Origin of the sequence: Mycobacterium sp. (genome assembly GCF_965229105.1) — a bacterium.
GTDB lineage: Bacteria > Actinomycetota > Actinomycetes > Mycobacteriales > Mycobacteriaceae > Mycobacterium.
Genome location: NZ_OZ245858.1, coordinates 2,514,539 through 2,526,465 on the forward strand (window position 1 = coordinate 2,514,539; position 11,927 = coordinate 2,526,465).

General features: G+C 63.4%; 12 protein-coding genes. All 12 read left to right on the forward strand.

Translation table 11 applies throughout. From position 1 onward, the window contains the following. The first annotated feature begins 118 nt into the window (after positions 1–118). The 12 genes from ADBZ9O_RS12090 to ADBZ9O_RS12145 all read left to right on the forward strand — a co-directional run bounded on the left by ADBZ9O_RS12090 (position 119) and on the right by ADBZ9O_RS12145 (position 11,927). A complete protein-coding gene (locus tag ADBZ9O_RS12090) occupies positions 119–982 on the forward strand; it encodes an alpha/beta fold hydrolase (RefSeq protein WP_526531470.1) in 864 nt (287 codons plus the stop codon). Between the two features lies 1 nt (position 983). After that, positions 984–2,678: a bifunctional 3-(3-hydroxy-phenyl)propionate/3-hydroxycinnamic acid hydroxylase gene (locus ADBZ9O_RS12095; protein ID WP_526531472.1), complete on the forward strand. Its 1,695-nt coding sequence runs from the start codon at positions 984–986 to the stop codon at positions 2,676–2,678. Then, on the forward strand, positions 2,635–3,552 hold the full coding sequence (locus ADBZ9O_RS12100) for a 3-carboxyethylcatechol 2,3-dioxygenase (RefSeq protein ID WP_526531474.1): 918 nt from the start codon (positions 2,635–2,637) through the stop codon (positions 3,550–3,552). Before ADBZ9O_RS12095 ends, ADBZ9O_RS12100 begins: the two co-directional genes overlap by 44 nt. Positions 3,553–3,632: 80 nt before the next feature. Then, positions 3,633–5,291 (forward strand): FAD-dependent oxidoreductase, encoded by a 1,659-nt coding sequence (locus ADBZ9O_RS12105; protein ID WP_526533094.1) that lies wholly within the window; start codon positions 3,633–3,635, stop codon positions 5,289–5,291. Between the two features lie 9 nt (positions 5,292–5,300). After that, complete coding sequence (locus ADBZ9O_RS12110; protein WP_526531476.1) at positions 5,301–6,620, forward strand: LLM class flavin-dependent oxidoreductase; 1,320 nt, start codon at positions 5,301–5,303, stop codon at positions 6,618–6,620. Positions 6,621–6,641: 21 nt separating this feature from the next. Continuing rightward, complete coding sequence (locus ADBZ9O_RS12115; RefSeq protein ID WP_526531478.1) at positions 6,642–7,478, forward strand: coniferyl-alcohol dehydrogenase; 837 nt, start codon at positions 6,642–6,644, stop codon at positions 7,476–7,478. 23 nt (positions 7,479–7,501) lie between these two features. Next, a complete protein-coding gene (locus ADBZ9O_RS12120; RefSeq protein ID WP_526533096.1) occupies positions 7,502–8,482 on the forward strand; it encodes a cyclase family protein in 981 nt (326 codons plus the stop codon). After that, positions 8,479–9,240, forward strand: a complete 762-nt coding sequence (locus ADBZ9O_RS12125) for an alpha/beta fold hydrolase (RefSeq protein WP_526531480.1) — start codon at positions 8,479–8,481, stop codon at positions 9,238–9,240. Before ADBZ9O_RS12120 ends, ADBZ9O_RS12125 begins: the two co-directional genes overlap by 4 nt. 28 nt (positions 9,241–9,268) lie before the next feature. Further along, complete coding sequence (locus tag ADBZ9O_RS12130) at positions 9,269–10,132, forward strand: alpha/beta fold hydrolase (protein ID WP_526533098.1); 864 nt, start codon at positions 9,269–9,271, stop codon at positions 10,130–10,132. A gap of 56 nt (positions 10,133–10,188) precedes the next feature. Then, a complete protein-coding gene (locus ADBZ9O_RS12135) occupies positions 10,189–10,998 on the forward strand; it encodes an SDR family NAD(P)-dependent oxidoreductase (protein ID WP_526531482.1) in 810 nt (269 codons plus the stop codon). A 60-nt stretch (positions 10,999–11,058) separates the two neighbouring features. Then, on the forward strand, positions 11,059–11,736 hold the full coding sequence (locus ADBZ9O_RS12140) for a TetR/AcrR family transcriptional regulator (protein WP_526531484.1): 678 nt from the start codon (positions 11,059–11,061) through the stop codon (positions 11,734–11,736). After that, complete coding sequence (locus ADBZ9O_RS12145) at positions 11,733–11,927, forward strand: ferredoxin (RefSeq protein WP_526531486.1); 195 nt, start codon at positions 11,733–11,735, stop codon at positions 11,925–11,927. Before ADBZ9O_RS12140 ends, ADBZ9O_RS12145 begins: the two co-directional genes overlap by 4 nt.

Consider the following 11,927-nt stretch of genomic DNA (forward strand, 5'->3'; position numbering starts at 1 on the left):
CTTGACAGACGTCACGATGAGAGTGATGCTCTATACATAGTGCACATTGGTGTGCGATTTTAGCACATCATGATCGCAATAAAAGAGAATGACGTAATCGCAGGCAGAGGGGCCTTTAGTGGCAGAGTTCGAGAGCATCTGGAGTGATCTGCAGGGCGTTTCCTGCTCGCAGGGTTACTTAGATGTCGGTGGAGTACAGACTCGCTACCTACACAGCGGGTCCCAGGACAAGCCGGTCCTGGTGCTCTTGCACGGATCCGGTGGTCACGCCGAGGCGTATATCCGCAATCTCGAGAGTCACGGCGACCACTTCTCCACCTGGTCGATCGACATGCTGGGCCACGGGTACACCGATAAACCCGGTCACCCCTTGGAAATCAGTCACTACGTCGAGCATCTGCTGGCCTTCTTCGACACCATCGGCGCCGACCGGGTTTACCTCTCCGGGGAGTCACTGGGTGGCTGGGTGGCCTCGCGAGCCGCCGCCGATCATCCCGACCGCGTAGAGCGTCTGGTCCTCAACACCGCGGGTGGCTCGCAGGCCGACCCAGAGGTGATGAAGCGGATCATCACCCTGTCGATGGCCGCAGTCGAAGACCCGACCTGGGCCACCGTCCAGGCTCGCATCAAGTGGCTGATGGCCGATAAGTCCAAGGATTACGACGATATTGTCGCCAGCCGGCAGCGAATCTACCGCCAGCCAGGGTTTGTCGCCGCCATGCGCGACATCATGGCATTGCAGGAGCCGGACATTCGCGCTCGAAATCTGATGTCCCCCGACGACTATGGACGCATCGCGGCGCCAACATTGGTGCTATGGACCAGTGACGACCCGACTGCCGATGTCAGCGAGGGTCGCCGGATCTCCGAAATGATCCCCGGTGCACGGTTCGAAGTGATGCAGGGCTGCGGGCACTGGCCGCAGTACGAAGACCCCAAGACATTCAACCGGTTGCACCTCGACTTCCTGCTGGGGCGCTGACGTGTCCCCAGACATCGACGTGGATGTCCTCATTGTCGGGGCCGGGCCGGTGGGCCTGACATTGGCCAATGTGTTGGGAATGCAGGGTGTTCGCACGCTGATCGCCGAAGAGCGGGACACCCTCATCGACTACCCGCGCGGGGTCGGCCTCGACGACGAGTCGCTGCGCACGTTCCAGTCGATCGGCGTGGTGGACCGTGTCCTCCCGCATACGGTGCCCAATCAGATTCTGCGTTTCTTCGACGGCAACCGTCGACTGCTCGCCGAGATGGCACCGCCCGACGCCCGTTTCGGCTGGCCCAAGCGCAACGGGTTCGTTCAGCCCCTCGTCGATGCTGAATTACTCACCGGCCTGAATAGATTCGCTGATGTCAGCGTGCGGTGGGCAAGCCCGATGACGACCTGTGTCGAGGCGGCCGACGGCGTGACAGTCCAGCTGGCCGGCGCATCCCCCGAAACGGTGTGCGCGCGCTATGTGATCGGTTGTGACGGTGGACGCAGCGCCACCCGCAGATTGATGGGTGTGAGCTTCGACGGGACGACCTCGGCCACCCGTTGGCTGGTGATCGACCTGGCCAACGATCCGTTGGGGCATCCCAACAGTGAGGTCGGGGCCGACCCCATGCGGCCGTATGCGTCGATCTCCATCGCGCACGGCATCCGGCGATTCGAGTTCATGATTCACGCCGACGAATCCGATGAGCTCGCAGAGGATCCCGCGTTCGCCCACCGGCTCCTCGCCACCTTCGTACCGCATCCCGAACGCGTCGACGTGATCCGCCGCCGCGTCTACACACATCACTCGAGGATCGCCAGTTCGTTTCGCGCCGGCCGACTGCTCTTAGCCGGCGATGCAGCACATCTGATGCCGGTCTGGCAGGGGCAGGGCTACAACAGCGGCATCCGCGACGCGGCCAACCTGGGCTGGAAACTCGCCGCGGTCATCAACGGTCAGGCCGATGACGCTCTGCTCGACTCCTACGATGTCGAGCGGCGCAAGCACGCCAGAGCGATGATCGACCTGTCTAGTTTGGTGGGGCGGGTCATCTCACCGACCAATCGCCGAGTCGCTGCCGTGCGGGACAGTGTGATCAGGGCGGCGTCGGTAGTTCCGTCGCTCAAGCGCTATGTGCTGGAGATGCGGTTCAAGCCGATGCCGCGCTACGACACGGGTGCGGTGGTGCACGCCAGCGCACCGCCGGCGTCCGGGTCGCCGGTGGGCACCCTGTTCATCCAGCCGCGGGTGGATACCCGAACGCAGCAGAACGTTCTGCTCGACGACGTTCTCGGATCCTGGTTCGCCGTGCTGTGCTGGAATAACGACCCCCGTGAACTGCTCGGGCCTGCGGCCTTCGAGCGCTGGAAAGTGTTGGGGGCTAGATTCATCGCGTTGCGACCTCAGACCCAGCTGCACTGGGACGCCGACGATCACCCCGCCGATCCCGAGGTCATCATCGTCGGTGACCGCACCGGCGCGCTGAAAGCCTGGTTCGACGGGCACACCGAATCGGTGTTGTTCGTGCGGCCAGACCGCTGTATCGCCGGTGCGTGTATTGCGCAGCTGGCACCAGAACTGAGCGTGTCGCTTATGGCTGCGTTGACCCTCAATCCGGGAGGAGGTGAACCCGATGGCTCAACTCGCCCTGTGCTGTATGTCGCACAGCCCCCTGCTGAATCTTCCAGGACCGTCAGCTGAACTGCTCGACGATATCGGGGCAGCCACCGCAGCGGCCCGGGCATTCGTGCGTGCCTTCGACCCGGAGTTGGTGGTGATCTTCGCGCCGGATCACTACAACGGGTTCTTCTACAAAGCGATGCCGCCGTTCTGTATCGGGACCGACGCCACTGGGGTGGGTGACTACGGCACGTATGCCGGTCCGCTCGATGTTCCTGAGCAGATCGCAAACGATTGCGCAGCAGCAGTTCTCGACGCCGGGATCGACGTCGCGATATCAGCGAGTATGGACGTCGATCATGGGACGGTACAACCGCTGCAGGCGCTGTTGGGCGATGCCACCGCGTGCCCGGTCATCCCGATCTTCGTCAACTCGGTGGCCACCCCGCTTGGACCGCTTAGTAGGGTACGGGCGCTTGGCACCGCCGTCGGTGACTACCTGCGCAGCCTGGATAGGCGCATCCTGGTCATCGGGTCCGGCGGGCTTTCACACGACCCACCGGTACCCACCCTGGCCACCGCACCGCCGGCCGCCTTGGACCGGATCGTGCATGGCGCGCCCATGAGCCCGCAACAGCGTCAGGCCCGTCAAACAGCGGTGATGGATGCCGCCCACGATTTCGCCCACGGAGAGAGTGCCCTGAAACCCCTGAATCCCGCATGGGACCAAGCCTTCCTAGAACTGCTCGATACCAACCGACTCGCCGAGGTCGACTCCTGGTCCAATGGCTGGATCGAGGATGAGGCCGGCCACTCTGCACACGAAATCCGGACCTGGGTAGCGGCTTTCGGCGCCCTGGCCGTGGCGGGACCCTACGAGCCGGACGTCAGGTACTATCGCCCCGCACCGGAACTGATCGCCGGTTTCGCCATCCGGACGGCGGTACCGCGGTGACATCATCCGAATCCGGTGACTACTCGAGCACTTTCGATGCCACCGTTGATGTCTTGGTGATCGGTTCCGGCGGTGGCGGCATGACTGCCGCCCTGGCAGCCGAAGCCAACGGGTTGGACACCCTCGTCGTCGAAAAGTCGCCGCAGTTCGGCGGTTCCACCGCGTTGTCCGGTGGCGGGATATGGGTGCCTGGCGCACCGTCGCAGACGCGCGAAGGCTATACCCCGGACGCCCAAGGTGTGGTGGACTACCTGCGGCAGATCACCGGGGGTCTGGTCAGCCAGGCGCGCCTGCAGTCCTACGTCGATCAGGCGCCGAAGATGATGGACTTTCTGGAGAAGCGCAGCCGCTGGCTCGAATTCGTGTGGAAGCCCGGCTACGCCGATTACTACCCGGAAGTGCCCGGCGGCTCCGAACTCGGAAGCACCATCAATGTGCCCGCCATCGACCTACGCACACTGGGGGATGAGGAAAAACACCTGCTGACCCCGCTCGCCCTGGCGCCCAAGGGAATCTGGTTCGGTCCCAAAGATCTTCGGCTGTTCTACCTGGTCCGGCAGTCCTGGCGCGGCAAGGCAGTGCTGGTCAAGCTGTTGTGGCGCATGGTCCGCGCCAGGGTATTCGGCGACCGGATGGCGGCCATCGGGCAGTCATTGTCGGCCCGCCTGCGGATGGCGATGAAGGACCGCGATATTCCGCTCTGGCTTGATTCGCCGATGACCGAGCTGATCACCGATATCGATGGGTCGGTCACCGGGGCGGTCGTCGAACGGGACGGACGCGCGCTGCGCATCGGTGCCAGGCGTGGGGTCATCGTCGCCAGCGGCGGTTTCGACCACGATATGGCTTGGCGCCGCGAACATCTGCCGTTGCTCGAAAAGGACTGGAGCTTCGGCAATCCCGCTGCAACCGGTGACGGTATCCGGGCGGGGGAGAAGGTCGGCGGTTCGACCGAATTACTCGACGAGGCGTGGTGGTTTCCTGCGATGTGCTGGCCCGACGGACGACTGCAGTTCATGCTCAACGAACGCATGATGCCGGCCCAGTTCGTGGTGAACGGCGAGGGCAAGAGGTTCATCAACGAGGCCGCGCCGTACATGGACTTCGCGCACGCGATGATCCAGGGCCAGCAGACCGGCGTCGCGCATATCCCGTGCTGGCTGATCACCGACCACCGGTCCTTCAACCGGTATGTGGTCGGCGGGCATCTGCCCATCCCGAAGATTCCGTGGGCACCGGTGCCCACCGGACGCAAGATGCCTGCCGCTTGGCTGGAGTCCGGGGTGGTGTGCGAAGCTGCCTCCCTTGATGAATTGGCCGGCAAGATCGGCGTACCTGCCGCCGCGCTGCGCACAACCGCAGAGCGCTTCAACGAACTGGCCCGCAGCGGCCATGACGACGATTTCAATCGCGGCGACAGTGCCTACGACAATTACTACGGGGATCCGACGCTGCCCAACCCCAACCTGTATCCGTTGACCGCACCGCCGTATTATGCGTTCCAGATCATCCTCGGCGACCTCGGCACATCGGGTGGCCTACGGACGGATGAATTCGCCAGGGTCCTGCGCGATGACGACACCGTGATCGACGGGCTCTACGCCGTCGGGAACGCCTCTGCGGCCGTGATGGGTCGCAGTTACGCAGGGGCAGGCGCCACCATCGGGCCCGCCATGACATTCGGCTATATCGCCGCCAACCACATCGCACAGATGACACCAGCAATAGCTCTCACATAGGAGGCCACCTTGAAGATTTCGCTGTTCTACGAGTTCCCGCTGCCCCGGCCGTGGTCCGATGACGACGAGCACCAACTGTTCCAACACGGACTCGACGAAGTCGAGCTCGCCGATAAGGCTGGCTTCTCGACAGTCTGGCTGACCGAGCACCACTTCCTTGAGGAGTACTGCCACTCGACGGCGCCGGAAATGTTTCTGGCCGCAGCAAGCCAGCGCACCAAAGACATTCGGCTGGGCTTCGGCGTCATGCACCTACCACCCGCCATCAACCATCCCGCCAGGATCGCCGAGCGGGTGGCCACGCTCGATCACCTGTCGAACGGCCGCGTGGAGTTCGGCACCGGCGAGGGTTCCTCGGTTGCCGAGCTCGGTGGCTTCGGGATCGACCCCGCCGATAAGCGCGGCCAGTGGGAAGAAGCGCTCGAGGTGGTGATCCGTTGCATGACCGAGACGCCGTTCAGCGGTTTCAAGGGTGAGCACGTCGAGATGCCGGCCCGCAACGTGATCCCCAAACCGCTGCAGCAACCGCACCCACCGGTCTGGGTCGCCTGCACCCGCCCGGCCTCGGTCCAGATGGCCGCCCAGAAAGCCATCGGCGCACTAAGTTTCGCCTACACCGGCCCGGTCCCGCTGGCTGACCGGGTCAGAGGCTACTACGAGGAGTTCGAGAACAACGGCGTGCCCATTACCCCGTCGATCAACCCGAACATCCTGGCCATCGGTGGCGACCTGTCGATGATGGTCGCCAAGACCGACGAACAGGCCTTGCAACGCCTCGGCCTCGGCGGCGGATTCTTCTCGTTCGGGATCATGCACTACTACCTGACCGGGATGCACACACCAGGGCGGACCGGCGTGTGGCAGCGCTACCTCGAGGAGGTGGAGAAAGATCCGACGCTGGCCTACGGACCCGGCCGCGGCGCAATCGGCTCGCCGGAGACCGTGCGCGAATTCCTGCGGGGTTATGAGGAGAGCGGCGTCGACGAGATCATTCTGCTGCTCAATCCGCGCAGCCATGAGGGCACCATGGAGTCCATCGAACTGATGGGTAAAGAAGTGCTGCCGGAATTCATTGAGCGTGACGAAAAGGCGGTTGCCGCAAAGGCCAAGCGCCTCGCGCCGGTCATCGAAAAGGTCGAGGCCCGCCGGGAAGTTTCCAGCGCGCCGATGTTCGACGAGACCTACTCGTTCGGCGGCCTGCCCACCGGCCGCGGCGGTAAGTTCACCTCCAGCGAGATCCCCGAGGCGATGGCCGAAATCAACGAGGGCCGAGTGCAGGCCGCGCAACGGGAAAAGGACGAGCGGGCCGCGAAAGAGGCCGCGAGCTGATTCCCGGGAAGGCCAGAGATCGTGGGACAGATCGACGAGATGTGGCGCTACGACGGCAAACGGGTCGTTGTCACCGGCTGCGCCTCGGGGATCGGAGCGCATGTCGCGCGCCAGCTCGCCGAACTCGGAGCGCAGGTGACAGGACTCGACGTCCGGCCACCCGCAGTGGCGATCGATGAGTTCATCGGCCTCGACCTGGCCGACCCGGCATCGATCGACCACGCCGTGGCGTCGATCGGTGGACAGGTCGACGCACTGTTCAATGTGGCGGGCGTGTCATCGGGTATCGGTGACCCGCTGCTGGTCGTCACCATCAACTTTCTTGGCATGCGGTATTTCACCGAGTCGTTGATCCCGACGATGCCGCCAGGATCGTCGGTGACCAACGTGTCCTCGCTCGCTGCGGCGGCATACCGCGAGAACGCCAACGTCACGTCGGGTCTGGTGCAGACCTCGACGATGTCCGACGGTATCGATTGGTGCACTGCGCATCCCGAGGCTCTCGCCGATGGCGGCTACCGGTTATCCAAGGAAGCGATCATCCTCTATGGCATGAGCAGTGTCGAAGAGCTCGGTGGGCGTGGAATCCGGATCAACAGCAGCGGGCCGGGAGTGACCGAAACTCCCATCCTCGACCAGCTGCGCTCGGCGTACGGCCAGAATTATCTGGATTCGTTCTCCACGCCGTTGGGCCGTATCTCGGGCCCTGACGAGCAGGCCGCGGTGCTGGTCTTCTTGGGTAGTCAAGCTGCGAGCTACATTTCCGGACAGGTGATCTGGGTCGATGGCGGCACCGTCGCCAGTCGGATCGCCGGGGAGATCGACACCGCAGACGCAACACAGGGGAGTAGATCGTGACCGTAGGCGTGCAACTGGCCGCTATGACCGATTTTCGGCGCGTCGCCGACGATGTCCGAAACTGGGGCCGCTGGGGTGACGCCGACGAAATCGGTACCTTGAACTTCATCTCGACCGAGAAGGTGGCGCAAGCAGCGTCACTGGTCAAGCACGGCAAGGTCTTTCCGCTCGGTGTCGACTTCGGGTCATCGGGTCCCCAGGGTGCCTTCCAATATCGGCCCAACCCGATTCACGTGATGACCGTCGACGGCGGTGACGCCAACACCCTGGTTGAGTACGGCCCGAATTGGTTCAAAAATACGGTGGCCCAACAGCTGTCGGGATACTTCGTGGACAATCCGTTCCGATTCAATGACGATATGATCATCATGCCGCTGCAGGCTGCCACGCAGTGGGACGCGTTGTCTCATGTCTACTATGAGGACAAGCTCTATAACGGCTTTCCTGCCAGCTCGGTGACCAGTCTGGGCGCCTACCACTGCGGTATCGACAAGGTCGACGGTAAGGGCATCACCTCCCGGGGTGTGCTCCTTGACCTGGTCCGTCATCGCGGAGCCGACGTCTTCCTCGAACACGGCCAGCCGATCACTCCCGCCGAATTGGATGCCGTGGCAAAGGCGCAGGGCGTGACGGTCGGCAGCGGCGATATCGTGCTGATCCGAACCGGCTGGTGGGCAAGGTTTCTCGGGAATCACGACGGCACAGAACCGTACTCGGGTCTGGATTGGCGGTGTGCGTCGTGGTTACATGATCACCAGATCGCGGCGGTGGCCGCCGACAACCTGATGGTCGAAGACCCGGTATCGGGCGTCGAGGGCACGATCCTGCCGCTACACATGCTTTGCCTGCGGGATATGGGTCTGATGCTCGGTGAGTACTGGGATCTGACCGCACTAGCCGCCGATTGCGCTGCCGACGGGGTCTACGAATTTCAGCTCATCGCGCCACCGCTGCGCGTCACCGGCGCAGTGGGATCACCCGTCAATCCCATCGCTATCAAATGACGCGATTTGTATTCGTGCACGGCGGCTTTCACGGCGCGTGGTGTTGGCAACGGACCATCGCCGAACTGGCCGAGCTCGGTCATCAGGCGCTGGCCGTAGACTTGCCCGGCCATGGGACACGCCTCGATGAGGAGTCGACGCTGGCCAACCGGACCGAAGCCATCGTCTCGGTGCTGCGCCCAGGTGATGTGCTGGTTGGCCACTCGGGCGGCGGTTTCGACGCGACCCTGGCCGCCGATGCCCGCCCCGACCTCGTCGGTCATCTCGTCTACCTGGCGGCGGCCCTGCCGCGCGAGGGTCGTACGTATCCCGAGGCGATGACCATGCGTAACCGCGAAGACGGCGAATTCGACGGTGATGTCGGGGAAATGCTGGGCTACCTGCAATTCAGCGAGGACGGCGCGATGACATTCGCCGATTTCGAGGGGGCCTGGAAGTACTTCTATCACGACTGCGATGAGACCACCGCGCGATGGGCTTTCGATCAGCTCGGACCCGAACGTTTCGGTGACACCACCGTCACACCGGTCTCAATACCCCGATTCTGGGCGGCCGAGCTACCCCGCAGTTTCATTGTCTGCGCACAGGATCGGTCCATGCCTCAATGGCTGGCCGACAACGTCGCGCACCGACTGGGTGTCGAACAGCTGGTGATCGATACCTCCCATTCACCGTTTCTCAGCCGTCCCCGCGAACTGGCCGTGTTGCTCGTCCACGCGATCACCACCGCCCCTGTCGGCCCACTCATGCCGAATTGACGCGCCCACCACCTTCAGGAGCATGCCCGTGGAAATACACCGCCGGACCATCGTGGTCGACGGTCTGCGCACCAGCTATCTGGAGGCGGGAAATTCAGCTGCACCCGACGGCACCGTCGTTCTGCTGCACGGGGGTGAATTTGGCGCCAGCGCTGAAATCGGTTGGGCAGAGCTAATTCCCGCGCTGGCCGAGCATTACCGCGTGCTGGCCCCCGATATGCTTGGTTACGGAGGGTCCGCCAAAGTCATCGATTTTGTCGACGGTCGCGGTTTACGCATCAGACATATCGCCCGATTCTGCGAGCTCGTCGGGATCGAAACTGCCTATTTCGTGGGTAATTCCATGGGCGCGATCAACCTGCTGGTCGATGCCACGTCCGCTGAACCGGTGCTACCCGCTCGTGCATTGGTCACCATCTGCGGGGGTGGCGAGATCCAGAACAACCGGCATGTGACGGCGCTCTACGACTACGACGCGACGCTGCCGGCGATGCGACTGATCGTGGAAGCGTTGTTCCACGATCAGTCGTATCCGGCCGACAACGACTATGTTCAGCGCCGCCACGAGTCGGCGACCGCACCCGGTGCCTGGGAGGCGATCGCGGCCGCACGGTTCCGCCGTCCCGGTGCGGTGCCCGCCCCCGCAGCATCCAGCACGCGGGCGTATCACCGGATTTCGGTGCCAACACTGGTCATCGAGGGTGGCGGCGACAAACTGCTTCCCGCAGGCTGGGCCGCCGAGATCGCCGCTCAGATCCCAGGTGCGCGATCTGCGGTGATCGAGCGCGCCGGCCATTGCCCGCAGATCGAGCAGGCGGAGGCTGTCAGCGAGTTGTTGCTGTCGTTCTTCGCCGAACAGCCGGCCCCGCGCGACTTGAACGGCTTGACTTAATTCACTGCCGCGAGTTGACTGCTCGGCGGCGCGCTACGGAAGGTGGATCTGGTTTTATGACAGCAGAATTGGCAGAGAAGATCGCGATCGTCACCGGCGGTGCCTCGGGTCTCGGCGAGGGGCTGGTGCGGCGGTTCGCTGCCGAGGGCGCCAAGGTTGTCATTGCCGATGTAGACGCCGATGGCGGCGCGGCCCTAGCCGCAGAGCTTGGTGGTGACACGCTGTTCATTCGGACTGACGTGGCCGATGTCGAGCAGGTCGGCGCTCTGGTCACGGCGGCGGTCGACACCTTTGGTGGCCTGGACATCATGGTCAACAACGCCGGTGTCTCGGGTAAGATGCACCGGAAGTTTCTCGACGATGATCTCGCCGACTTTCAGAATGTCATGGCAGTCAACGTTCTTGGCGTGATGGCCGGGACGCGCGAGGCCGCGCGGCATATGTCCACCCATGGCGGTGGGTCGATCATCAACGTGACGTCGATCGGCGGCATCCAGGCCGGCGGCGGTGTGCAGGCCTATCGGGCGTCCAAGGCGGCCGTCATCCAGTTCACCAAATCGGTCGCAATCGAGTTGGCTCACTACGAGATTCGGGTCAACGCTATTGCGCCGGGCAATATCCGCACTGCGATTGTGGCGAAATCGGCCGCAGGCGAGGATCGCGAGCGGCTGGAGCAGTTCGAGGCCGGGATTCGTGCACAGATGCGGGCCGACCGGCCGCTCAAGCGAGAAGGGACGGTCGACGACGTCGCCGAGGCCGCACTGTATTTCGCCGGCGATCGCTCGCTGTATGTGACCGGGACAGTGCTTCCGGTCGACGGGGGCACTGTGGCGGGCAAGGTCATCCAGAAGCCCACCAAGCCCTAACGGGTTACGTAATTAAATCAATCGCTTGACTTAAGTAAGTGATATTGATTGACTGGACCGGTGTCTGAAGCTGTCAGCCGGAACCTCCGCACTGAACGTGCGAGCGGCACCCGCGATGCCATTCTGACTGCTGCAGAACAGCTTTTCGCTGAACACGGAGTCTTCGCGGTATCGAACCGGCAGGTCAGCGAGGCTGCCGGCCAAGGCAATAACGCCGCGGTCGGCTATCACTTCGGTACCAAGGCTGATCTGATTCGGGCGATCGTGCGTAAGCACAACGAACAGCTCGAATACCTGTGCCAGCAGATGGTCGATGCGGCGGGCGAGTCGGCAGAAGTGCGGGACTGGGTGGAATGTCTGGTCCTGCCGTTCGCGCAACATCTGACTGCGCTGGGCAGCCCAACCTGGTATGCGCGGTTCAGTGCGCAGCTGATGCCGGATCCAGCGCACCGCGATATCGCGTCCGAGGAGTCGCTGATGTCTTCGTCGGTACTGCAGATCATTGACGGCCTGAGCAGAAGCCTGCCTGGGAGGCCTCCGGAGGTGCACGTCGCGCGTAACGCGATGGCCCGCCAGCTCATCGTGCACACGTTCGCCGAGCGGGAGCGTGCCCTAGCTGCGGGTGACCCGACCCCGCACTCCGATTGGGACCACATGGCCGCCAGCCTGGTCGACGCGATTACCGGGCTGATGTCGGCGCCGGTGTCGGCACACCCGAAGGGGGCGAAGCGACGATGAAAGTGACTGTAGAACAAGCAAAATGCGTGTCGGCAGGGAACTGCGTCGCACACGCACCGCAGGTTTTCGATCAGAATGAGGACGACGGCAGCGTCGTCCTGATCGACGCACATCCGCCTGACGAAGCGGCCGACGCAGTCCGGGAAGCCGCTGCGGCCTGCCCTGCGATGGCTATTCACGTCGAGGACTAA